The organism is Geobacter sp. FeAm09, from assembly GCF_008330225.1.
Classification (GTDB): Bacteria; Desulfobacterota; Desulfuromonadia; order Geobacterales; family Pseudopelobacteraceae; genus Oryzomonas.
On record NZ_CP042466.1, the window covers coordinates 207,698 to 231,857 of the forward strand.

A 24,160-nucleotide genomic window follows, 5' to 3' on the forward strand; every position below is an offset into this window, starting at 1 on the left:
GGCCGGGCCGGCATTATCCCTTGGGTTCCAGGAGTGCCACGGCATGGGCGGAAATCCCCTCGCCGGTTCCGGTGAAGCCGAGCCCCTCCTCGGTGGTGGCCTTGACATTGACCTGTTCCAGGCCGGCGTGGAGCACGCGGGCGATGTTCTCCCGCATTCCGGGGATGTGGGGTGCCATCTTGGGGCGCTGGGCGATGATAGTGGCGTCCAGGTTGCCGAGCCGGTAGCCGCGGCGGTCGGCGACCGTCATGACGTGCTCCAGCAGTTTAAGGCTGTCGGCCCCCTCGAAGGCAGGGTCGGTGTCCGGGAAGTGCTTGCCGATATCACCCTCGCCGATGGCGCCCAGAATGGCGTCGGCAATGGCGTGCAGCAGGACGTCGGCATCGGAATGCCCCAGGAGTCCCTTTTCCCAGGGGATCTCCACCCCCCCCACGATCAGTTTTCTTCCCTCCACCAGGCGGTGGACGTCGTAGCCGTGCCCTATGCGCATACATCCAAACCTTTCCACAGCTTATTCTAGAAAAAAACATTTGCCACAGAACCACTGAGATAAACATTTCAGTGAGTTAGACAATATTTAGGTCAAATTTTTCTTTACCATTTAAGGATTTGTGAATATTTGAAAGAACTCTGTGATTTTTCTCTGTGTCTCTGCGTCTCTGTGGCAGAAGTGCCTTTTTAGGTTTATTCAGCCTTCAGATCCCGCGCCATCAGTTCCGTAACCGCCTGGCGGGCGGGTTTGTCCTCGTGGAGGATCTGGTAGGTCTTCTCGACGATCGGCATCTCCACACCAAGGCGCAGGGCGAGCTGATGGACCGACTCCGCCGTTTTGACCCCCTCCGCCACCATGCGCATCTCCCCCAGGATATGGGCCAGGCGCATTCCCTGGCCGAGCTTGAAGCCGACGGTGCGGTTGCGCGAGAGGTCGCCGGTGCAGGTCAGGACCAGGTCGCCCATGCCGGCCAGGCCGGCGAAGGTCGCCGGCTGCGCCCCCATGGCGCGCCCCAGGCGGTTCATTTCCGCCAGGCCGCGGGTGATCAGGGCTGCCCGGGCGTTATGGCCGAAACCGAGGCCGTCGCAGATGCCGGCGGCGATGGCGATCACGTTTTTGACCGCCCCTCCCAGCTCCACGCCGATCACGTCGTTGTTGGTATAGACCCGGAACTGGGGGCTGCTGAAGGCCTCCTGCATGCGCCGGGCGTTGGCCTCGACGCGGGATGCGGCTACGATCAGCGAAGGGAGTTCCTGGGCCACCTCACGGGCAAAGGTCGGCCCCGACAGGGCCACATAGCCCTCGGCCGCCTCCGGCGGCAGCAGGTGGCCGCAGATCTGGGAGACGGTCTGGAGCGTCTCCAGTTCGATCCCCTTGGAGGCGTTGGCGATGACGGTCCCCGCCCCGATGGCGGGGGCGATCTGCTTCAGCACCCCCCGCATGACCTGCACGGGGGTCACCAGCAGGATGATGCCGCGGCCGTCGATGGCCCCGCGGAGATCTCCGGTTGCCACCAGCCCAGGCTGCAACGGGATGCCGGAAAGATACAGGGAGTTGGTGTGGGCGGTGTTGATCTCCCGGACCAACTCGTCCTCGTAGGCCCACAGGAGGACGTCATGACCGTTGGCGACCAGGCGGTTGGCCAGCGCCGTCCCCCAACTCCCCCCGCCGATGACGGCTATCTGTTCGCTCTTACTCTTCATCGTTGTTATAACCTTCCTCCAGTCGCAGGTCGTACCCTTCGGCCAGGGCCTGGCGGGCGGTGTCCACGCTGTCCAGCACCAGGCGCCGGATAAAGGGGTGGCGGCTCTCGGGCAGGAAGCCTCCCACTAGGCTTAAGGCCGTGGCCAGGGTGCGTTGGACCGCATCGTCCCCGCTGCCGGTCTGTTGCATGTAATCGGCGGTCAAGAGCAGCCGCTTGATGATCTCGGCCCGGCGCGGGATGATCATCTCGTCGCAGAACAGGTTGATCTCGGCCTCCAGCGCCTCCGCCGTCACCCCATCCACGCCGTCCTTCTCCTCCAGGGCCATGAAGCGTTCGGCGGCGTCGTAGACGGCCGGTTCGGACAGGATCCATCCCTCCAGGCTCGGGTCGTCCAGCAGTTCGTTGCTGGTCATGACGTAGCCGGGGATCTTCTCGACGATGCCGTCCAGGTGGTTCAGGCTGAAACGGGGGATGTAGGCCTCGGGCTTGAGGGAATCGGGCCGAAACAGGCGCATGTCCACGTAAAAGTCGGGCGGCAGGTAGAAGCCCTGCTCGCGGCTGCGGTGGAGGGCTTCCCGCAGGGAGGCCAGGGCATAGGCGGGTGCGACCGGGAGCAGCATCTCGCCGTTGATCAGGTCCTTGAGGACGAGGTTGTATTCCTTCTCGTCCCGCATGCGGTAGCTGACCGCATTCAGAAGCCCGTCGGACTCTCCCGTCAGGAGCAGCAGGGCGGCAAAGGCGGAATCGTCCAGCTTCCAGGCGAACCAGAGGGAACGGGCGCCATAGAAGTCGATGGGGCCGGCCTGCACCTCGTGGAACGGGAGCGGCGCGGGGAATGACTGGGGGAGTTCCGTCGGTTCCCTGATGCCCATGAAGGAGAGTCGCCGGATGCTGCGCCGGATCAGGTCGGCTGCAGCGCCCTCGTGGCGCCGCTCGGCCCTGGTCAGCACGTCCAGCGCGCAGCCGCTCTTGATCCGACCCAGGGCCAGGATGGCCTCTTTGACGATCTCGGGCCGCTCGAAGGAGAGCAGGATCTCCAGAAGCGCCACGGCGTCGGGAGAATCGAGTTCGGACAGCCGGTGGATCATCCGCTCGCGAAATTCGTCGGCGACGTCCAGAAAATTGTCGATGAAGCGCACCAGGCCCCGTTCGCCGTCCTTGAGGCAGTCGTCGATGAACCCGTCCAGGGATGCGGCGCCGTATCCGGTCAGGGAGGCGAAGGGGGGGGCGGTTACGTCGATGCCGCTGTCGTGCAGGAGGTCCAGGAGGGCCAGCTTGCCGTCCTCTTCCAAATCCTTGCGCTGGATGGTGATCTGGATCAATTGGTCCATCCAGGCCGATGCGTCGAAAAAGTCCAGCATGCAGGTGTAGCGGTAGATGGCGGTGCCGTTGTGTTCCTGCCACAGCTTGCGGACCAGCGGGTTGAGTGCGCGTTTGCCCGATTTCTGCAGGCGCCGGCCGATGCGCTCCATCTGGTCGCCGGTCAGGTCGTCCCGTTTGAGGAAATCCAGAAGACGCATGATGCGCCGCCGTTCCCGCAGGGATCTGTCAATTTTCAAAGCTCTGGTCATAATGATCTTTTTTACCACGGAGGACACGGAGGGACAATCTGGGGAAAGCAAAAAAAGAAGAAAGGTTCTTATTTTTTTGTTAACGCTCTTTGCACTCCTCCGTGTACCTCTGTGTCCTCAATGGTGAATGCTTTTCAGCTTTTCAGCCGTTACTCGGTTTCTTCGCCGCTTTCGTCCGTCCCGTCGTCGAGGTCGTCCTCTTCCTTCTCGGCCAGCTTGGCCACGGCCACCACCTTCTCCTTCTCCTCGGTGGTGATCAGGCGTACCCCCTGGGTATTGCGGCCGATCACCGAGAAGCCGGAGACCGGCACCCGCAGGATCTTGCCGTTGTCGGTGATCACCATGAGGTCGTTGTCGTCGGCCACCTGCATGACGTTGACCACGCTGCCGTTGCGCTCGGTGGTCTTGATGGTGATGATCCCCTTGCCGCCGCGGCTCTGATCGCGGTATTCGTCCAGATCGGTGCGCTTGCCGTAGCCGTTCTCGCAGACCGTGAAGATGGTGGAGCCGACGGCGGTGTTGTCAACGATCTCCATGCCGATCACCTGGTCGTCGTCGGACAGGTTCATGCCGCGCACGCCGCGGGTGACGCGTCCCATGGAACGGGCGTCCCCTTCGTTGAAGCGGATGGCCTTGCCGTTCTTGGAGGCCAGGAAGACGTCCTTTGTACCGTCGGTCAGGGCCACGGAGATCAGGCGGTCGCCGTCGTCCAGCTTGACGGCGATGATGCCGCCGCTGCGCACGTTGGAGTATTCCACCAGCGGCGTCTTCTTGACCACGCCGTTACGGGTGGCCATGAACAGGAAGGTGTCCTCGCTGAACTCCTTGACCGGCAGGATGGTGGTGATCTTTTCGTCCATGGCCACGTTGACCAGGTTGACCACCGCCTTGCCCTTGGTGGTGCGGCTTCCTTCGGGGATCTCGTAGACCTTGAGCCAGTACATGCGGCCGGCGTCGGTAAAGCAGAGCAGGTAGTCCTTGGTGGAGGCGATGAAGAGCTGTTCGACGAAATCCTCTTCCTTGGTCTTCATGCCGGTCTTGCCCTTGCCGCCGCGCCGCTGGGAACGGTATAGATCCACGGCGCTGCGTTTGATGTAGCCGGTGTGGGAGATGGTCACCACCATATCCTCGTCCTCGATGGTGTCTTCGAGCGTGATGTCGGCGGTCTTGTCCACGATCTCGGAGCGGCGCTTGTCGCCGAACTTGTCGCGGACCTCGGTCAGTTCGGCCACGATGATCTTGAGGATCTCGGCGTCGGAAGCCAGGATCTCCCGCAGCCGGGCGATGAAGGCCAGCACATCCTCATATTCGGCGACGATCTTGTCCCGCTCCAGGCCGGTCAGGCGTTGCAGGCGCATCTCCAGGATGGCCTGGGCCTGGATCTCGGTCAATTGCACCGCAGTTTCGTAGCCGGCAGGGCGGGGCAGGTCGAGGCGCTTCAGGTATTCCGGGTCGGCGAACCGCCCTTCCATCAGCCCCTGCTTGGCCTCGGGGGGGTCTTGGACTCGCGGATCAGCTCGATGACCGCATCCAGCCAGTCCAGGGCGATCTTGAGACCTTCCAGGATATGGGCCCGGGCCAGAGCCTTCTTCAGTTCGAAGTTGGTGCGGCGGGTGACCACCTCGCGGCGGTGATCGACGAAGCAGTCCATCATCTCCCGCAGGGTCAGCACCCGAGGGCGGTTGTGGACGATGGCGATCATGATGATGCCGAAGGAGGTCTGCAACTGGGTATGCTTGTAGAGCTGGTTGAGCAGCACCTCGGCGTTCTCGTCGCGCTTGACCTCGATGACGATCCGCATCCCCTCCCGGTCCGACTCGTCGCGGAGGTCGGTGATCCCCTCGATCTTCTTCTCCTTGACCAGGTCAGCGATGCTGGAAACCAGCTTGGACTTGTTGACCTGGTAGGGGATCTCGGTGATGATGATGGATTGGCGCTCCGATTTTTTCTGGACCTCCACGTGGGCCTTGGCGCGGATCTGGATGATGCCGCGGCCGGTGGTATAGGCGTCCCTGATCCCCTGGCGGCCGTAGATGGTGGCGCCGGTGGGGAAGTCGGGGCCGGGCACCAGTTCCAGCAATTCCTCGAAGCCGATCTCGGGGTTATGAATCACGGCGATGATGCCGTCGATGACCTCCACCAGGTTGTGCGGCGGTATATTGGTGGCCATGCCGACGGCGATGCCGGCGGAACCGTTGACCAGCAGGTTGGGGAATTTGGAGGGGAGGACCGACGGCTCCAGCAACTCGTCGTTGTAGTTGGGCGTCATGTTGACGGTTTCTTTGTCCAGGTCGGCCAGAAGCTCGTGGGTAAGCTGGCGCATGCGGATCTCGGTATACCGCATGGCTGCCGGCGAATCGCCGTCCACCGAACCGAAGTTCCCCTGGCCGTCCACCAGCGTGTAGCGCAGCGAAAAGTCCTGGGCCATGCGCACGATGGTGTCGTAGGCCGCCGTATCGCCGTGGGGGTGGTATTTGCCGATCACGTCGCCGACCACGCGGGCCGATTTCTTGTAGGGCTTGTTGTAGTCGTTGCCCATGTCGTACATGGCGTACAGGCAGCGCCGGTGCACCGGCTTGAGTCCGTCGCGCACGTCCGGCAGCGCGCGGCCGATGATGACCGACATGGCGTAATCCATGTAGGAGCGTTTCATTTCGTCTTCGATATTGACGGATATCTTGTTGTGCGGCGTGGTGGGAGCGTTAATCATCGATTCCTCTTTCAGTGGCTTCTGTTCCGGCGGTCCGGCGCTTTCCGCCGTGGGTGCCGCTTTTTCGACCAACGGCGAATCCTATCACATTATTCGCGATTTGTCTCTAGTTCATGATGCGGGGGGCGTGGGGGGATTTTTGCGGAGGGGAGGGATCAATACCGGTAGCGCAGTTCCATCTTGAACAGCTGGTTCGTCCGCTGCGCCCCGTCCACCAGGTTCAGGTTGCTGATCTTCTCGACCCCGTATTCCACCTGGGCGTCCACGTCGCCGTGGACCGGGACGGTCCAGAAGATGCGTCCGGCGTGCTTCGATTCCATGACTTGGCCGGGCACGCGATTGGTCCGCCCCCGTTCGGTGTAGAAATATTCCAGGGCCACGTTGTTGCGTACGCCGAACCAGTGGGAGTAGCGGCCGAAGAATTCCTGGGCGTTGGTGCCTTGCGAGTGGCCGGGGGTCATGTTGTGATAGACGTAGCCGGCCGGAAATTTCCAGTCGCCATACAGCATGACGCTGCCCAGGAAATATTCGAAGCGAAAATCGTCCCGGCCGGACGACGTGAGTGTGGGAATGAAGATGCCGGCCACATAGCTCTCGACGATCGGCCAGACTTTGCCGGCGTTGTCCTCGCCCGAATACTCGGCATAAAATTCGGTATTGCGCAATTGGGGAACCCGGAACCGGAGGTCGAAGCCGGCTATGGAATTGTTGTGGTTGGTATAACCCCCGCCGAAGATGTCATCAGTGAGGCTCGCCTTGCTGGTGAAGCCGGGACCTCCCTGCTGGCGGATGAAATTGATGCCGTATTCGAACCAGTCTCTCGGCTTGACCGCCAGCTTGAATCCTATGAAATAAGGTCGCCGCAAGGTATCGCCGCTTCCGGTCTGGTCGAAACGCGAAACGATCAGCGCATATTTCAGGTCACCCAGCCAGCGCTTGACCCAAGCCACATCCAGGGGTTCGGGGCTGGACAGCTTTATCTGGTCGAAATTCTGGGCATTGTTGGTGAGAACCGTGGACCCGCGATAACCTGGGCCGAACCAGTTTTCGTCGCGTCCGGCCAAAAGTTCCAGCCCGCCTCCGCCAAGCTTGATGTAGCCCCGGTTCAGGCGCAGCGTGATGTCATCCTGTGAAGCGAGGAGTGATGGCTCCAGCAGGCCGGTCACCTTGTCGCTGAGATACCCCTCGGCCGCCCAGCGCAGTTCACCGCTATTGCCTTTGGGGTGGATCACGCCGTTATTGTTTTCCAGGAGCGGGGTCCCCTCGGTGCCGGTGGTGTGCACGATGCTGGAAGACAATGGCCGCAGGTCGCCGCCGATGAAGCCGAAGGCCGATTGATGCCCGGGATCGAGGGAGTCGCGGTTGTAATCGCGCGGCAGGCCATCCAGGTAGACGTATCGTAATCGGATGGATGACACGGGATTATAGTCGATAAACGCCGGCTTTTTGCCGGGCCGTTCCCGCAGGGACACCTCACGGGGTAGCAGGTCCCTGACCCGGCTGATCAACTCTTGGGCAAATGTCGGGGCGGCCAGGTCCTGCGCGGCCAGGTTTTTCTCCGCCTCCACTACCAGCCGGGCCGCTTCGGCCTTGGAATATGGTCGCAGCCCGTGGACATCGGACCTGACAAGGCCCATTCCGGCCAGTTTGTCAAGATAGCTGTAGATTGGGCTGTCCAGGGGGACGTTGGCGGAGGAGAGAGCCCAGAGTTGCGTTACGTCGAACGCCAGCAAAATCAGAACGACAATTACAATTTTTTGCATGATATCCTGCTTTTTGGGGCCTTATTCATGATTATAAAGATACATGATCAACGCGCCCCTCGCCCGGCTATGACCACCCAAATTGTTTTGAAGAGCAGCTTGATATCAAGCCACAATGACCATTGCTCGATATAGCGGATATCAAGCCGAACCACCTCATCAAAATCCTGTATCTGATTTCGTCCGCTCACCTGCCACAAACCGGTAATGCCCGGTTTGATACAAATACGTTTGCGCTGCCAGTTTTCGTAGGTTGCGACCTCATCGGGCGTTGGCGGCCGGGTACCCACCAGGCTCATCTCACCCTTGAACACATTCCAGAACTGGGGTAGCTCATCAATGCTCGTCTTACGGATGAACCGACCCACTCTGGTTACCCGGGGGTCGTTCTCCATCTTGAACATGGCACCATGCATTTCGTTGCAGTCAAGCAACTCATTCTTGTGCTCTTCCGCGTCTACGGTCATCGATCGAAACTTCCAGCACCTGAAAGTGCGGCCATTTTTCCCCACTCGTTTCTGTCCAAAAAAGAGCGGACCCGGCGAATCGAGCCGAATAGCCAGTGCTATGAAAGGAAGCAGCACCCCCGTGATGAGCAGGCCAACAAGCGAACCGAAAATATCCAGGCACCGTTTAAGAAAGAGTTGGCTGGCGTCAAACGCCTTGCTGTAGTAGGTCAGCATGGGGATTTCGTTATGGAACATCGAGAGTTCTTTGATTGAGGTGGGGGCGTCATACAGGTCGATTACCATGCGCACGGTGATCCCCATCTCCTGCAGTGGCCCCAAATAGTCGTCCACTTCGTCAAGGTGTTCCCGCGGTAACGAAAATACAACCTCATCGACCTGATTCTGTTTGCAGATATCTATCAGGTCATTCACATTGCCGAGGTTCGTACAGCCTTGCACATCTTTATCGTCAGCCTCACCGCAAAAGCGCACCACGCCTGAAATAACCAACCCCCATGCAGCGTGCCGGCGGCAGAGACTAATAAATCTGAAGACTTTATCGCCAGACCCGACGATCAAAATGTGCCTGACGTTGTATCCTTTACGCCGGAGGTAATGGAGCAATAGCTTAATACTGCCCTTGACCGTAACGATTAACACCAGCGAGATGATGGCGAAGCTCCCCAGCAAAAGTCTACTGAAGCCCTTGGGGTCGATGAGGTAGATACATGATGCGGTAATGACGACGCCGATGATGTGAACTTTGACGAGGCTGCCAAACGTTTTTGAGAGTGCTTTGGTGCGCATGGAGGCGTAAAGGCCGGAATGGGCCAGCAGAAAGAGCCAAACGGGCACAATAACCATAAGTACCCAGCTGTATTTATGGAAGTTGCCGAGGCGGCCATCAAATTGCTGGATGAGATTATATGCCAGCACGAATGCCGTTATAATTGCCGCGGTATCAGCTACCGCCGCAAGTTTTGTAAATAATTGTGCTTGTTGTTTGAGCATCCAGTGGTTTCGCTTTGTGTATAAGGAGAGAAAATATTACTATTTTAACAGTATAGCATGAACCCTCTGGAAGGCAAGGAAAGCAAAAGGTTAGCCAAGCCCCGGAGCGTTCACCGGCCATCGCTGCAGAAAATGCAATTCTTAGGCAAACGGTTTGATGCCGGTCAGAGTCCCGTGATCAATCATGCCCAAATAATTCCGGCACGGAAAACTGGTTGACATAGGAGGTATAAATGCCCCGCCCCCCCTGTTCTTGTACCTTTTTAGCAATAAAAGGATCATTTATCGGATGTGTAAATACGGAAATTTTCTCAGAAAACTTTCCCTCATGATTAAAAAAACGTTGCGTTGTGAGTGTTACGGCGCGAACGTCGTATGTTTTTGCTGCATCAAAAATCTGGCGATTGGTTAACGCACTGCGATAGGAAGTGAATATCTCGCCGGCAAAAAAATTGCCCTTCCGAATATCAGGTAGTTGCTCGAAGTCGTATACTTGGGGGATGAATGACTTGCCTAAGCTTGGGTCGCCGATTTCGTGCCTGGCCATAGCATAGGCATCATAAAATCGATTTTTGACATCAAGGACGAACCGTGTTTCGGGATGTTGGCGAGCGTAGCCGACAATATCGGAAAAGCGGCATGGTTGGTGACCTTCTGCTTTCATTCTTTTAAGATAGTCAGCATAAGATGTCTTGTCGATTTCTCGCTCCTCGCCGCCATGATAACAGACTAGATGGTTATCTGAGGTAACGGACAAATCAACCTCAAAGATGCGGAATCCCCTTTCCCAACCTTTTTCGAGCGTTTTTAAAGTGTTTTCACCACCATATAGCTTTGGCCCCAAGCCATGGCCTATAACAAGAAACGGTTCAGCATCGAGCCAGGAATAATCATTTGCGGCGTGTGCTGTTATGGATGCCATATTGTTGCGGGGCATTTGTTGGTGATGTCGCCACCGACGTAACGCACCGTTGAAAAGTACTGCATCTGAACGAAGCAGAAACTGTTTTACTGTGGCCCGGTTTTCTGGTTGTAGCAGGCCGAGAATTATAATTGCAAACTGAACAATAATCAGTGTGCTTACGAAATATAACCTCATCGTTTGCTTTCCAGTACCTTGGGAATAATCTCAACCATCGGGACAAATTGTCTGTTGTACAGTCCTTCTTTTGAGCGCATCAGGAAAGGGGGGCTGTGGTCTCCGACGATAATAAACCGCGTCGGTGGAATATCGGGATCGGCAATCAGGCTTCCAAGCGCTGAAAACGTTGAGTAGAGTGTCCCGGAAAGATTGCATACATCCTGATATCGAGAAGAGAGATCAAATGATTGACATGCGAAGGAGGACGGGTGATCGGGGACAGCATAGGGATAATGCGAATTGAGCGTCAGCCAGTATATAAATTTGGGAACAGTTGGAGTGGCTCCCTCTGACGATATGAGCAGTTGTTTAATGAGTGATGGCATTTTGTCGTCGCAGATACCCCGGAAATTAGCGGATCCACAGCGTTCATGGGAGGGCAGCAGCTTATCAATGTCATCAATAAACAGGCTGCTACGAAACCCGGCCTGAGGATACCACTCGTTTCTGCCAAAAAACATCGACATAAATCCGTGAAGTGAAATGGTTTCATAGCTTTTTGCTGCAAGCAGCGCTGGGAGGGACGATTCTGATAGGACATCATCCGGGTCCGAAGCCTGACGTGCATACAGTTCACGGAGTTCGGCCGATACCGTTGCTCCATGGAAGGGTATCGTAGTATGACGCACCTGATAGCGTGATGACAGCTTGGGGTCGATAAGCGGCGCAACTAAGGCTTGGTTAAGGGCGGGATCACTGGAGAGCCCCCATGACTCCACAATCACCAAAACAATATGCTGCGGCTTCAAGGTGTCTGCAATGAGATCGGCATGCACGCCAGACGTCGCATATTCCATTTGACCAAGTTTTTTGGGTGGTATTTTTTGTCTCGTAAGGGTTGCCTTTACGTCCCGGCTCACTTTCACCAAGGCCGACCCTGCAATATTATAGCTGAAATGGGTTACATCACCCCAGCGTACAAGACCATTCGAACCATTCATTATGTCCAAAAGAATGAAGCATATGGGGACAATCACTAAAACGCTTCGGCCACGAAAGCTGGCTTTGGGTGGAGAGGCTGTCTCTCTTTTGAAAGTGAGGTACCACATACCCAAAAGGGGGGCGACTACGAGAACCAAAAGCAATGCAAGGGCTGCTGGTTTGAATGCAGACAACTCGCGAAAGATTGTCAAAATTATCATCGGTCTTAGATGATAGGTGGGGGCAAACGCGGCCAGTAGATCAAGGATAAAAAAAACGAGATACATGGCCGCAGCCCAGTACCTGCCAATAATGGGCGAGCAGAGTCCGACCAGGCAATAGTCAAGATTGATCAGGGCGCGCGAGGATGTTGCGATGGCACTGAAGATGCCGAATATGAGATTTGGTACTAGAATGTAGCGAAAAAAATAGCTCATCTATATTAATTTTCCTATAATATAAAAATTTTCACAATTATACCACTGTCAAGTAGACGCTTTCTGTCTGTTGGGCAATCACATCCCAGTTGAATTCGTGCTCAATTCGCCGTCGTGCGGCAGCTGCTTTGCATGGCGCTGCCACCATTTGTTCAAGTCTCTGCGAGAGTATAGAAACATCGCTGACGGGAAACGTTTCACTTGCCTCGGCAAGTTCTAAATTTGCTGGAATATCACTTGCGAGAATTGGCAAATTATAGCTAATGGCTTCCAGCAATGCGATCGGCAGGCCCTCATGATAGGAGGGTAGTACAAACAAGCCGGCATTTGAGAATATTTCCGCAAGCTCCTTGCCACGAATAAAGCCGGTCATAACGATACGAGAATCGAGTGCAGCCTGCCGCTTCAACTCGCGGCTATAATGGTCTTCGTGGTCAGCATCCCCGGCAATTACCAGTTTCCAGTCAGTTTTGCACTTCGAAAAAGCCCCTATCAGGTCATGAAAGCCCTTTTCTGGCACAAAGCGACCAACCGCTAGAATGTATTTTTGCGGCTCAAGCTGATGGCTGGCAATCATGGCCTCAGGCGGTATAACCGGTGGCAAGTTAACACCATTAGGAATATACGGCGCCTTCCGATGAAAACGGATTTCAATAATCGTGGCAATATGACGGGACACAGCAATAACTGTATCTGCAAAATGACAACCTGCCACTTCACCCATGCGCAGCACGGACTTCGCAATCCATCCCCATTTTCCGCGATTATAGTCAGGGCCGTGGTGAGTCATTACAACCGGAATGCCACATAATTTTGCAAAAGGGATCAGTAGCGAGGGACCTACGGCATGGATATGGAGCAGATCAAACTTTTTGCGGTTTACGGCAACTTGCAGAATACCTAAAAACGTCTGAAGAATGGCTTCAAGACTCTTCTTTTTGGGAGCCCAGAGCGGAACAATAGAAATTCCAAGGTATTCATATGGCGTTTTGCTGTTAAGATAAGGGGCTCTTCCAAACAAAGTGACATGGTGGCCGAAAGCAGCCAACCGTGGGTACAACTCCTGACAGTGCGTTTCTATCCCGCCCATTACGCCGGGGATTCCCCTTGTTCCCAATACGGCGATCCGCAAAAATTTCTTATTTGCTGGCATCGTTCCTGCCTCTGCACAGCTTCTGCTTGATAATCCACTTGAGTGGTGTCAGTTTGTCTTTTCTCATCGCTGGTGCGACACTGCCAATCATCCAACAGTTTTTTTTGCAAGCTTTTACGGATTCTCGCACCTTGCGTGCCTGCTCACTTTGCCAAATCTCTTCAAAAGTCTGAGTTGTTAGATCTCCCATCGGCATTTCAGTATCCGTTCCGTTGCAGGGCATTACTTTTCCGCAAGGATCGACAAAAAACATATCTGTTCCCACCTCACAAGGTAGCAAACGTTTACCGCCACGAACGTAATTAGCCATGCCGTAGTTAAAATAAGCACGGAACCAGTTTTTTATTCGTTTCGTTTTTAGTAGCTCCCGTGACAAACGTTCAAATTCTTGAGCCACCATTTCGGGATCGCTAAAAACATTGTCAGCTTTATGAAAATAATAGGAATTATGTGTTGAGGCAGTGGCGAACTCCAAGTCCATGGCATCAGCTAAGCGGTACAACTCGATCATGTCTCTTGCATTAATATCAGAAACAGTAATCCCGAACCCAATATCTTTCAATCCTAGGGCCTTTAATTCAAGTAGTGAGCGTAGGCCTCGATCAAAGCCCTCAGATATTCCGCGCAGTTTATCGTTAGTCGCGGGTAATCCCTCGATGGAGATACGTATGCCAATGTTTGGAAACTGTTTGGCCAAGGCAACCATTCGGTCAGTAAAGTAGCCATTGCTAGAAATGACCAGGCGCTTTGTCTTGGTAAGAGCTATAGCGACAATCTCCGCCAAGTCTTGGCGAAGGAACGGCTCTCCGCCGGTTATGTTAATAAAATCGAGCGTGTTCGGAAGTTTTTTTATGATATCCGGCCCTATTTCCATTGCCGGTTTTGTTGGATATTGCCACGTGTTGCACATGTGGCATTTGGCGTTGCAGCGATAAGTGACGATGATGCAGGCTTCCATGTCAATCCTTTATTTAGTAGAATAATAGCGATTATACACGTTTTTGAAGACCTCGACAGACTTCCGTGCGGAGTCTTCCCACGAAAAGCGGGAAAGGTTCCTGTACCCACTCTGTATCAGCTTCGTTCTCAATAATGGCTCATGCACGATATGGGCTATTCCTTCTGCCATTGCCTCTATGTCATCTGGATCGCATATAATCGCAGCATCACCCGCAACCTCGGGAAGAGATGACTTGTCAGACGTAATTACCGGGAGACCGTATCGCATAGCCTCCAGTACCGGGAGCCCGAATCCTTCATATCGAGAGGTGAAAATGAATAGTTGAGCACAGGCGTAAAGCCGGAAAAGCTCGGCATCGGTTACATACCCTTTGTATATGATATCTGAAGCAAAAGGCGAACTTTTCGTCGCCCCGGCTACCGTCTCAAAACCTTTCCCAGGCATGCCACATATCACAAGTTTCAGGCTATCATCATATTTGTTTTTGTATCGTTCAAAAGCCTTTATCGTGTTAAAGACGTTTTTACCGGGGTGGTCGACCGTGCCAACATAGAGGATGTACTTTGAATCAACAGGTGAAACGACCTCCTTCTCATGGCTGAACTTCCCGGATACTGCACAATAGGCAACGGTAATTTTTTTTTCATCTACACGAAATAATTCAATAATATCGCGCTTTGAGCTTTCCGATATGGTGATTATGTGGTCGGAGAGCTTTGCCATGCGCGGCACTATAAACTGGCGGTATAATGTCCGAAGCTTTGAAAACTTATTGTGAAGTTTGAACTCGATTGTATCATAGATCACTGATACCGTTGGCCTTACTTTGAACAGCAATGGCGAGAAATTGGGAATGTAGACTATGTCGGCCCTTTCCCGCAAGATAATCAGGGGGAACATAAATCCATTGAAGAGGAGATTAGCGACAGGTCGCATTTTCGATATGCCGTAGGGTCTAATGGATATATTGGGATTGTTGAAATTATATTCAAGCAGCTCAAAATTATCCACATTGGTATAAATGACAAATTCGATACTTGGATCAATTTTAGAGATTGCATCGACAATCTCAAGAAAATACCTGCCAATGCCGGTCATCTTTTTTCCCAGATAAGCATTAGCGATGATTCGCATTTGCTGTCAGCCCCTCTAGCGTTGTCAATATTGTTTCCATCATTTTATCCCAATCGTATTTTTTGATATTTTCATAGCCTCTCTGGATAAGGCAAGCGCGCAGTTCCGCATCGGAGAGAACCCGTGTGAGTGCCGCGGTAATCTGCTCTTGGTCAGCCGGGTCAACAAGTAGTGCCGCATCTCCGGCCACATCCTTAAGCGATGAGTTATTGGAGGTTATGACCGGACAACCGCACCCCATCGCTTCGACGACGGTCAGGCCAAACCCTTCGTAGAACGAGGGATAAACATAAGCTAATGCAATCCGATAAAAGCTTGCAAGGCGTTCATCGTCAAGATAACCGACAATGTGAACGTAATCTTGGGCCCCTTCCTTCTCGGCAGTCTGCATGATTTGCTCTTCGCAATGATCATTTTTCCCCGCTACAACAAGATGAAATTCTTGGCCGAGAAAGGTGTTGGCTGCGGCAAGGGCCTTGATGACCGAATCCAGATTTCTGCGTGGTTCGGCGTTACCGACAAACATGATGTACTGCAAGTCCTGCGGGAGCTGGTGCTCTGCAAGAAACTCGCGATTTGCACCGTTCGCATTAAACACAGTTCGATCATATCCAAGCACGATTTCTGTGATAGGTATATCGGTATTAAATGACGGTATATAACGTGGGATATCGCAAGCGGTGTTCGCAGATATCGAAAAGAGTTGCACATTTTTGTTAATGGAGTAAGGAAGCAGAAAACGCCATAACCGCCCCCAAAGCCCTGTCCATTCTGGATACACAAAGAAAATAAGATCATGGACAATAACGATGCATTTACTACCAAAGACCGTATTTATGGGGTCAAGCGAAAAGGTGTAATCGCATTTATGCCATATCGCCAAGAGGCGGATGTGAACGGTCTTCCACCACAAAAACTCAATAAGCCTTCCTGGTTTGGTGTTGAAAAGCCTGGATTGACTGGGCCTTGCCACAATAAATTCGATATCGGTGTCAGCGGTATCTAGCCGTGAAATTATTTTCCTGGCAACAACACCAATTCCGGACTTGTTTCTTACCGCTTCTCTTGCATCAATTAATATTTTCAAAGCTTACCTTCCGAAAATGTATGCATGCTACTGGCTATGACAGCGTTCGTATTCCATAAGTATATTTGTTATACACATATCCTATGTATATCCAGCTCATATATGAATCAATTATCGTATAGTTTTCGCGCGAGAATAAAGAACCAAGTAGGTTGAAAACAAGTAAACATAAGGCAATCTGACTCTCGATACGATTATTTGATAAACAAAATGCCTTAATTTTTTTGAATTGTATGAAGAAAAGAAAAACAAACACCATGAATCCAAAAATTCCAATCCTTGCAAAGACGTCGACAAGGAAGCTTTCACCGCTACTAAATCCCATTCCATAACCAAAAATTTTGTTTATTATTATATCGTATAATACAAGAATGCTGACAAGGTGAGCGGCAGATGATTGGTCAACACCGGTAAAATCGAATGCCGAAGTCTTGCCCTCCATGAAGTAACCAATAAGAATACTCTTAAATACAAGCAGTGAGGCCAACAGGCTTAGTAAAAGTATGCTGGCCGCAACAATTTTTGCCATTTTTCTTTTTGATATGAGATACCATACAAAAATAGGAGAGATTATTAAGAGTATCCATACGCCTCTAGTAATAGTAGCTATGATTGTGGCAAGTATTACAATCATGTAGGTGCGTTTTTTTCTATAAAAAGCAATAATAAAACCTATTGATGAAAAGTAAGCCATCCCGATTCCAGAATAAAATATTGAAAAAAACCTTTTTATATATCCTAATGTGTCTCGAAGAATAAAACTATAACTAGATGCCGCAATTTCTCCTATAAATTGGCTTTCATTCATACCTACTGATTCGATTGAATATGCTTTTGGTGATAGGTAATAAGTATTTAATTTGTCGAATACAAAATACATCGCGATGCCGACAATAATAACTATAATACACAATCTGAGGTAAATTATTTCCAGTGTCTCAATCTTGATTTTTGCCAGATAAACTAATTTGCCTAGAATAAGATAGATCGCAAAAGGCACCATCTGCATGTAGTTTGCCATTTTGGTGCCTTCTACGTCATCACCTACAAAATAATAAACAGTACAAAAAAATAAATATACTAAGATAGTGTAATCAAATATATCAAATTTATATTTTTTAAAATTATTTATTAGTAAGACTGTTACAGGAACAATAATAAAACATAGTAACTTTATGGCGGCAATTAATTTGAAGTTATTTAAAAATAATTGCGTATTATAAAGAAATACTGTAATTATGTAGGTAAAAGGTGTAGCTATTACAACAAAGTATATGTATAATTTCGGCTGTAGAGCTGAAAAGCAAGCTAGTGGTAATATTATTAACAACGATAAGAACAGTGCATCATTTTTTATTAAAGAAGCAAGAAACAATAGAAATAATGATATGGATGCAATTATAGAATATTTATCATTATATTTGAAATTTAATAGCTTTGATTGCATATTTCGAGGCACTCACTAAACAAATCATCAATACTGATATCCATAATGCAATTCATTCTGTCACAGCCTTTGGCCTCATAACAAGGGAAACAATCATCAGACTTATATATGACCCTGGCATTCTTTCCGAGTGGCCGCCAATGTTGTATATTATTTATCCCTGTCATGAGTGTTATTGATGGAGTATCAAATGAAGCGGCAACATGGCCTCCTGCTGAGTCAACGCCAATATATAATCGAGCGCCAGCAACTAAAGATACGAATTCTTTCCAATTGAGTTTATTGCAGAGATTCTGGCAATTTTTGACGTCAAGGCCGATTTTTTCGTTAATGGCATATTCCCTCGCACCATGGCCAGTGAGCATTACGGAGTAGCCGTTCTCTGCCAATTTCTGTACCAATTGACGCCATTTCAGGCTATCCCATTCTTTGTTTCGTTCTCCCGCACCCGGATGCACAACAATATACTTTCCAGCAGTTTTGTCTCCTGTGCTCTGCTGAGAATTGGAATGAAGATGATAATGTAGAGGTCTATGATAGTCTGCAACTTTTGGAAGCAGGCACGCCAAGGCGTAATGATATTCCGCAATATGCTGATCGCGCATTTGCCAATTCAAGCGCTTTGTCAGTAGAGGGCCGTACCCGCCGCTATCATAGCCAATGGTTGTTGGTATTTTCGCTTGCTTTAGCAGAATTATGCTATTCGTGAAATATGGACTCAACTCTATGGCAATATCATAATCCAATTTGCGAATTTCGTGTAATGAGTGCCACCATGATTTCAGGTGAATCGAAAATTTTTTAAACCTGTTGATTTGAGCCCTATTTAGTTGTCTCACATCATTGTGGTGAATCCAGGAAATGTCCGGATGTCCTTCCAAAACACAATGTGCCCAGCTTCCAATAAGAAAACCTATTTTACAATTCGGGTAAACATCTTTAAGTACGGGAATCAAGGCTGTTGAAATAATTATATCACCAAGGTGTCCACTGTTTGAAATAAGTATTCTTGCTGGTGTCCTTAACTCCACTTGTCTTTCTTTGGTAATTACTCCAAGTATTTTATCTATAAAAACCTGGAGATAATATCTGTTGCTATTGATCAAATAGCCTTTGTTAAGCGGTGTGGCAGCCAAAGGAATGCCCTCTATACTTTTTTATCAGTTTTTTCATGGTCAATCGGTAAGCCTTGCGAGCAGCGCGGAAAGCCAAACTGGGAACAGCAAAGACGGGGACAGTTATCAGCCAGAATTTCGGCAACATCCAATATGTTCGCAAACACATACTAAAGGCCTTCATGAAAAAAACGACCGGTAAACCATCCAGTTTCGCCCCCATGACGGCGTAGCGGACATGTACGGTTGAGACTGTCGACAATAGCGCGCCATAAGGCCGGCTGAACTTGCCGAAGAGTGCAGCGGCGATCTTTTCATATCCCTCAACATCAATTCTTAGTCTTCTCAACCGCCCCTCAGTTAGGAATGAGTCATTTCCACTTCGCCACCCCACACACTTGTCATGGACATAAAGCCAGCACGGTTTTTTTTGTAACATCCGGCCTATAACATAAATGTGAATATATGCGTTATAAAAAGATGACAGTTCATATTCAGTAATAATTTCATCCCAGAGCGATTTGTTTACAACTTGACCTGCAATATATCCAAAATAATCTCCCAGTATTGAGAATATTTCTTCGCACCCATTAAGTAACACAGTCGATTTTAGTTTGCCACCAGTAATAGGTCTTGTAACAATTCTATGAGACATGTCAGGGGAATACCCATAAATATTTAGGCTCATTCCTGCGATATTCTCAAATTTCTTCAAAGAAGCAAGAATTTGTATGACTGCCCCTTGCTCTGCAATGTCATCGCTCCCCATAAACCAACAATATTCTCCCTTGGCTAGTTCCACTACCTTGAGAAAATTTCTATCTGCCCCCATGTTTTCAGGCCACCGAAAATAGGTTATCCGCGGGAAACGATCACGAAAAGATTCAACGATCTGCCGTGTGTCGTCCTGCGAAGCATTATCGCTGACGACGATTTCGACTTCGTCAGTTGCTTGGCTGATGACACTCTCCAATGTCTCGCCAATAAAGGCTCCGCGATTATAAGTCGGTATACAAATTGATAAAAGGGGCTTCATTCAAGACTCCGCATGCTTGGCTCTGATACGCTTGACAGCCAAAGGAAGCAGCCAGGCAACCGTGAAAAGGTAGGACAATATCAAGCCGATAAGTACACCGTATTTCCCGTAATAACGTGAAAATACAAATTGACATATGATACTGAGTACGGCTTGAATGGGCACGATGATGATAAACGGCCTGATTATGCTCATACTCTGCAAAATCATAGCATATGTATCAGCCCAGACTCTGAGGCAGAAATAGAGGCCGAAAACCCCAAGGAATGCAACGGGCACGACAATTTTTTCTCGTGTTGAAAGGAGACCTACCACCTGTGGCATTGCTGCCATTAACAACAATGTGGCGCTGACGACAATAGCAAAGCCAGCCATCAATGCTTTTGCGACTATAGCGTCGACTGTTTTCCAATCTTTTGCGGCAAGGCTCTCGGAACATGATGGCCAGATCGCGAGGATAATAGCGTTATAGATGAAGAAAACTATCCCGAATACTTTCGACGCGATGTTGTACTCTACGATGTCTTTGGTCGTTAACACCTGAGAAATAATAATATAGTCAACCTGGAGCGTTAAGGATGCCATGATCCCAAAGAAGAAAAATCTGCTGGATCGCTTTAGTATGGGCTTAAGTAATGCTTTTTCAAACCTTCCGCCGTTATTGTAAGAGGTACGATAAATCGTAAGCAACGCAATCGCCGGAAATAACGCTTGTGGAATAAATTGAGAAAAAACGGAAAGTTGCAGGCGCATGTCCCCCGCATAAAGCTACAGAGCCAAACCAGAATTAGGCCTGCAATTGACGAGGCTGCCAAAACCATATTTGCCCAGTACCCTTTTTGTTTACCATACCATATACGTACTGCCATCCCACCAACGCCGGCAATAGTCGATATTACAACCGTAAACGTAAAGAGAGCGCCGGAAAGCTGCGCAGAAACATTACCGATGTCTTTTAGGTACAAAGGAGCTAGAATACTAGCGCTTGATACAAAAATAAGCAGAATCAATAAACCAAAAGACGCTGCAGCAATGGTTCCAGTTACTACGAGGGAATCGTAATCGTCTCCCGTTGCACGGCGTTCAGAAATGAAGTTTTGAAGACTCACCCCCAACCCAAAGTCGCTTAGCTGGAACCAGGGAATAATTGCAGCCAGCAGCACATAAAAGGCATACTGATTTGTTCCTAGGTTTCCTATCAGTATGCGGATGGCAATAAGCTGACATATGGCAATAACAACCCTGCTACCCCAGGCGCTGGCGGCAACAAGCAAATGAGTCGGGATGCGACGAGCGAACCTTGGTTCAGGCAAGTGCTAACACCCATTCCAGCATCCGTTTTACCCCATCCCGCGCGGATACTTTGGGCTCCCATCCGAGGAGCCTCAGGCATTTAGCAATATCTGCCACAAACACCCGTTGATCACTTTCACGCGGGGCGAGCTTGGTATAGGTAAGCTTTACATCGCTGAATTCCTCCAACAACGCAAAGAGTTCGAGTAATGACAGGCTATTGGTAATGCCACCACCTACATTGAAAGCGTTTCCCTGTGCTGCTTGTATATTCTTCAACGCAGCAAAATAGAGGGTAATCATGTCATCCGCATGCAACACATCTCGTACCTGCTTGCCGTTGCCGGAGATGGTGAAAGGCTCTTTGAGCAATCCTTTTTGAGTTGCGGCAGCTTGCTGGCAAAACCAACCCACCCACCCCTGGTCATAGGTAGCGAACTGCCGGCCGCCGTACATGGATGAATGGCGGAACACGACGGTTTTAAGGCCAAAAATACGGGCGTAATCAAGCATATATTGGTCTGCAGCACCTTTCGAACAACCGTAGGGAGAATGAAAATCCAATGGTGTGGTTTCGTCAAATCCGTCAGGCCTATCAGTGCACTCATAGCGCGTTTCTGTCTCGCGATAGGCGTATTGTTCCAGATCTCCATAAACCTTATTCGTTGACGAATAGATGACTACTGCTTCTGGGTTGTAAAGGCGTACTGCTTCGAGAAGATTGTGGGTTCCCAGTGTGTTAATCTCAAAATCCATGCGAGGGTTCGCAATGGAGGTAGTCATGGCTACTTGGCCAGCAAGATGAAAAACGGCATCCGGACGATTTTCTGCAATTAACCTGGCAACATCATTGGCATTGCGAATATCGCCATGGATAAAGTTGAATCTGCCTTGCGACTTGAGCCAGTTCAAATTTTCGCGCGAACCCTCGCGGTAGAGATTGTCAAATACCGTCAGTTCGTATCCGGTTGTCAGTGCGTGGGCAGCCAGATTGCTCCCGAGGAATCCACATCCACCTGTAATCAGGATTTTCATGAGTTCTTACCCTTCACTTGCTTTTCCTGCTGGATAGTCATTTCTAGACCTTTCCTCAGAGGATAGTGACACTGCCACCCGAGCTGTTTCATTGCACTCGTGTCTGCCACTGATGCCATTACCTCATTGTCCCGGTAGGGGACAGCGCCAAAAAAAAGCTGTGTATTGGAGTTAGTCAACTGGTGAACTGTTTGCACAAATTCTCTGATAGTAACGGCGTTGCCACTGCCTAATGCGTAATTTTGGTAATATTGTCCGCATGTCGCTGAATTGAGCAATAGTGAAAAAGCGGCACTTACATCATCAATGTGGATAAAATCGCGGTATTGTTCGCCAGATGTCAACTTGAGTTCCGGAATATTCGTAAGACAACTTCGGATGACGTATGAGGTAAACTTGGAATCGTCATCGCCGGCGCCATAAAAATGCTCAAGTTTAACGTTGAGCAACCTGATCCGCTCTTGGTGAGCAAAAAGAATACCCCATTCCTGGAATTGTTTTTTCGAGAGTGAGTACCCGTTGAGCATGCGCGGCAGGCTTGTGTCAGCATTAATAAATGTTTCTACACCGTTACGAATTGCTGATTCAAGGAGGGCAAGAGGGAAAAGTGTATTACCTTTGCAAAGGTCCGCCATGCTTTCGTTGTGCCGCCCGTATGTGGTGGCAGCGTGTACCACAACGTTGATTCCAGGTTGTTCAACAAATAGCTCGTCCAGTTTAACCAGGTTGCTATCATAACAAGTAACCTGGGGCATTATGTCATTAATTCTGTGGCAGTCCGAAGTAATGCGTTTCAGAAGTACCAACTCATGTCCTTCGGTAAGAAGCCTGTGGGCCAGGTGGCTGCCAAGAAAACCGGTTGCACCGGTAATAAGTATTTTCACTTTTCCGCAAGCTCCAATATGGTCGTGAGCATATGCTCCACAATCTCCTCCGTCATTCCTGGATACACCCCCACCCAGAATGTATCACGCATGATACGGTCTGTCGTTGCCAGGGTCCCCACAACGCGGAACCCTTTTCTTTCCTTGCGCATCTCATCAAAACAGGGATGTTTGATCAGGTTGCCGGCAAAGAGCATGCGGGTCTGGATGCCCTTACTTTCAAGCTGGTTGACGATGCGTTCACGGCTGAGGCCGTTCTTCCCATCACGTACGGTCAACAAGAACCCGAACCAAGAAGGATCGGAGTTTTCCGTCGCCTCAGGCAAGATGAATCTGTCTTCCAGACCTGCCAGCCCATCACGCAGAAGTTTCCAGTTTTTTTGCCGGGCCGCGATAAAATCGGGCAGTTTCACGAGTTGGGCACAGCCGATGGCGGCCTGCATGTCGGTGACCTTGAGGTTGTAGCCGAAATGGGAATAAACGTATTTGTGGTCGTAGCCGAAGGGGAGTTCACCAAACTGCTGACCGAAGCGGTTGCCACAAGTATTGTCTCTGCCGGACGGGCACCAGCAGTCGCGCCCCCAGTCGCGGAATGATTCCACGAGTCTCTTGAGTAGCGTATCGTTTGTGTAGACTGCGCCACCTTCTCCCATGGTCATATGATGGGGTGGGTAGAAGCTGGATGTGCCGATATGGCCGACAGTGCCGGTATAGCGCCATTGACCGTTCAGGAGGTAGCGGGAGCCAAGGGCGTCGCAGTTATCTTCGATCAGCCAGAGGTTGTGCTTGTCGCAAAACGCCTTGACCGTTGCCAAATCAAAGGGGTTACCCAAAGTGTGGGCAACCATGACGGCCCTGGTCCGGTCGGAAAGGGCAGCAGCCAGTTGGGTAACATCCACATTATAGGTGGGCAGCGATACGTCTACAAAGACCGGTAGTGCACCGTACTGGATGATGGGGGCGACCGTCGTGGGGAAACCGGCGGCGACCGTAATGACCTCGTCGCCCGGCCTGATTCTGCGTTCACCAAGCTTGGGTGATGTCAGCGCCATGAAGGCCAACAGATTGGCGGAGGAACCTGAATTGGTAAGGGAACAGTGCTGTACGCTGAGGAATTCGGCAAACTCCTTTTCGAAGCGCTCGGCATAGCGGCCGGTGGTCAGCCAGAAGTCGAGGGACGAATCGACCAGATTGCTTATTTCCAGTTCGTCAAACACGCGGCCTGCGTAGGGAATACGGTCGCCGGCGGCAAAGACTTTTTTTCCGGCGTGGGCATGGCGGTAATATGTGATCGCAGCCTCGATGGCCTGCTTGC

Annotated in this window: 18 protein-coding genes and 1 pseudogene; all 19 read right to left on the reverse strand. The window is 50.8% G+C overall.

Annotated features, from left to right (window positions below; genetic code table 11):
• Positions 1-13: 13 nt before the first annotated feature.
• A complete protein-coding gene (gene ispF, locus FO488_RS00970; RefSeq protein ID WP_149208814.1) occupies positions 14-490 on the reverse strand; it encodes a 2-C-methyl-D-erythritol 2,4-cyclodiphosphate synthase in 477 nt (158 codons plus the stop codon).
• A gap of 194 nt (positions 491-684) precedes the next feature.
• The gene (locus FO488_RS00975) at positions 685-1,695 is read right to left on the reverse strand and encodes an NAD(P)H-dependent glycerol-3-phosphate dehydrogenase (RefSeq protein ID WP_149208815.1); all 1,011 of its coding nucleotides are present in this window, start codon (positions 1,693-1,695) and stop codon (positions 685-687) included.
• Positions 1,685-3,256, reverse strand: coding sequence for a HEAT repeat domain-containing protein (locus tag FO488_RS00980; RefSeq protein ID WP_149208816.1), 1,572 nt, complete (start codon positions 3,254-3,256; stop codon positions 1,685-1,687). The genes FO488_RS00975 and FO488_RS00980 overlap by 11 nt, the downstream gene beginning before the upstream one ends.
• A gap of 161 nt (positions 3,257-3,417) precedes the next feature.
• Positions 3,418-5,978 (reverse strand): annotated as a pseudogene (gene gyrA, locus FO488_RS00985) (DNA gyrase subunit A).
• Positions 5,979-6,133: 155 nt separating this feature from the next.
• Positions 6,134-7,741, reverse strand: a complete 1,608-nt coding sequence (locus tag FO488_RS00990; RefSeq protein ID WP_149208817.1) for a capsule assembly Wzi family protein — start codon at positions 7,739-7,741, stop codon at positions 6,134-6,136.
• 47 nt (positions 7,742-7,788) lie between these two features.
• The gene (locus FO488_RS00995; RefSeq protein ID WP_149208818.1) at positions 7,789-9,201 is read right to left on the reverse strand and encodes a sugar transferase; all 1,413 of its coding nucleotides are present in this window, start codon (positions 9,199-9,201) and stop codon (positions 7,789-7,791) included.
• 178 nt (positions 9,202-9,379) lie between these two features.
• Entirely contained in the window at positions 9,380-10,300 is a 921-nt protein-coding gene (locus FO488_RS01000) for a glycerophosphodiester phosphodiesterase family protein (RefSeq protein ID WP_149208819.1), read from the reverse strand.
• A complete protein-coding gene (locus FO488_RS01005; protein ID WP_149208820.1) occupies positions 10,297-11,700 on the reverse strand; it encodes a sulfatase-like hydrolase/transferase in 1,404 nt (467 codons plus the stop codon). The genes FO488_RS01000 and FO488_RS01005 overlap by 4 nt, the downstream gene beginning before the upstream one ends.
• Before the next feature lie 37 nt (positions 11,701-11,737).
• On the reverse strand, positions 11,738-12,853 hold the full coding sequence (locus FO488_RS01010) for a glycosyltransferase family 4 protein (protein WP_205743320.1): 1,116 nt from the start codon (positions 12,851-12,853) through the stop codon (positions 11,738-11,740).
• Positions 12,840-13,811, reverse strand: coding sequence for a radical SAM protein (locus FO488_RS01015; protein WP_149208821.1), 972 nt, complete (start codon positions 13,809-13,811; stop codon positions 12,840-12,842). The genes FO488_RS01010 and FO488_RS01015 overlap by 14 nt, the downstream gene beginning before the upstream one ends.
• Positions 13,812-13,820: 9 nt before the next feature.
• Positions 13,821-14,948, reverse strand: a complete 1,128-nt coding sequence (locus tag FO488_RS01020; protein WP_149208822.1) for a glycosyltransferase family 1 protein — start codon at positions 14,946-14,948, stop codon at positions 13,821-13,823.
• Positions 14,932-16,035, reverse strand: a complete 1,104-nt coding sequence (locus FO488_RS01025) for a glycosyltransferase family 1 protein (protein WP_149208823.1) — start codon at positions 16,033-16,035, stop codon at positions 14,932-14,934. The genes FO488_RS01020 and FO488_RS01025 overlap by 17 nt, the downstream gene beginning before the upstream one ends.
• 34 nt (positions 16,036-16,069) lie before the next feature.
• Positions 16,070-17,482 (reverse strand): hypothetical protein, encoded by a 1,413-nt coding sequence (locus FO488_RS01030; RefSeq protein ID WP_149208824.1) that lies wholly within the window; start codon positions 17,480-17,482, stop codon positions 16,070-16,072.
• Positions 17,464-18,618 carry a glycosyltransferase family 9 protein gene (locus FO488_RS01035; protein ID WP_168205824.1) on the reverse strand — a complete coding sequence of 385 codons (1,155 nt, stop codon included), beginning with the start codon at positions 18,616-18,618 and terminating at the stop codon, positions 17,464-17,466. The genes FO488_RS01030 and FO488_RS01035 overlap by 19 nt, the downstream gene beginning before the upstream one ends.
• Positions 18,599-19,633, reverse strand: coding sequence for a glycosyltransferase family 2 protein (locus FO488_RS01040; RefSeq protein WP_149208826.1), 1,035 nt, complete (start codon positions 19,631-19,633; stop codon positions 18,599-18,601). Before FO488_RS01040 ends, FO488_RS01035 begins: the two co-directional genes overlap by 20 nt.
• Positions 19,634-20,386, reverse strand: coding sequence for an MATE family efflux transporter (locus FO488_RS01045; protein ID WP_149208827.1), 753 nt, complete (start codon positions 20,384-20,386; stop codon positions 19,634-19,636).
• A gap of 552 nt (positions 20,387-20,938) precedes the next feature.
• Positions 20,939-21,961, reverse strand: a complete 1,023-nt coding sequence (locus tag FO488_RS01050; protein ID WP_149208828.1) for a GDP-mannose 4,6-dehydratase — start codon at positions 21,959-21,961, stop codon at positions 20,939-20,941.
• Positions 21,958-22,845, reverse strand: a complete 888-nt coding sequence (locus FO488_RS01055; protein WP_149208829.1) for an NAD(P)-dependent oxidoreductase — start codon at positions 22,843-22,845, stop codon at positions 21,958-21,960. The genes FO488_RS01050 and FO488_RS01055 overlap by 4 nt, the downstream gene beginning before the upstream one ends.
• Positions 22,842-24,149, reverse strand: coding sequence for a lipopolysaccharide biosynthesis protein RfbH (gene rfbH / locus FO488_RS01060; protein WP_370514335.1), 1,308 nt, complete (start codon positions 24,147-24,149; stop codon positions 22,842-22,844). Before rfbH ends, FO488_RS01055 begins: the two co-directional genes overlap by 4 nt.
• Positions 24,150-24,160: the final 11 nt, after the last annotated feature.

What these genes read in the sequence shown, in the direction of transcription:
- FO488_RS00975 (WP_149208815.1), bottom strand. Translation starts at nt 1,695, where the DNA reads ATGAAGAGTAAGAGCGAACAGATAGCCGTCATCGGCGGGGGGAGTTGG.
- FO488_RS01010 (WP_205743320.1), bottom strand. Translation starts at nt 12,853, where the DNA reads ATGCCAGCAAATAAGAAATTTTTGCGGATCGCCGTATTGGGAACAAGG.
- FO488_RS01015 (WP_149208821.1), bottom strand. Translation starts at nt 13,811, where the DNA reads ATGGAAGCCTGCATCATCGTCACTTATCGCTGCAACGCCAAATGCCAC.
- FO488_RS00995 (WP_149208818.1), bottom strand. Translation starts at nt 9,201, where the DNA reads ATGCTCAAACAACAAGCACAATTATTTACAAAACTTGCGGCGGTAGCT.
- FO488_RS01050 (WP_149208828.1), bottom strand. Translation starts at nt 21,961, where the DNA reads ATGAAAATCCTGATTACAGGTGGATGTGGATTCCTCGGGAGCAATCTG.
- FO488_RS01045 (WP_149208827.1), bottom strand. Translation starts at nt 20,386, where the DNA reads ATGCGCCTGCAACTTTCCGTTTTTTCTCAATTTATTCCACAAGCGTTA.
- FO488_RS01020 (WP_149208822.1), bottom strand. Translation starts at nt 14,948, where the DNA reads ATGCGAATCATCGCTAATGCTTATCTGGGAAAAAAGATGACCGGCATT.
- ispF (WP_149208814.1), bottom strand. Translation starts at nt 490, where the DNA reads ATGCGCATAGGGCACGGCTACGACGTCCACCGCCTGGTGGAGGGAAGA.
- FO488_RS00990 (WP_149208817.1), bottom strand. Translation starts at nt 7,741, where the DNA reads ATGCAAAAAATTGTAATTGTCGTTCTGATTTTGCTGGCGTTCGACGTA.
- FO488_RS01030 (WP_149208824.1), bottom strand. Translation starts at nt 17,482, where the DNA reads ATGCAATCAAAGCTATTAAATTTCAAATATAATGATAAATATTCTATA.
- FO488_RS01000 (WP_149208819.1), bottom strand. Translation starts at nt 10,300, where the DNA reads ATGAGGTTATATTTCGTAAGCACACTGATTATTGTTCAGTTTGCAATT.
- FO488_RS01040 (WP_149208826.1), bottom strand. Translation starts at nt 19,633, where the DNA reads ATGAAGCCCCTTTTATCAATTTGTATACCGACTTATAATCGCGGAGCC.
- FO488_RS01005 (WP_149208820.1), bottom strand. Translation starts at nt 11,700, where the DNA reads ATGAGCTATTTTTTTCGCTACATTCTAGTACCAAATCTCATATTCGGC.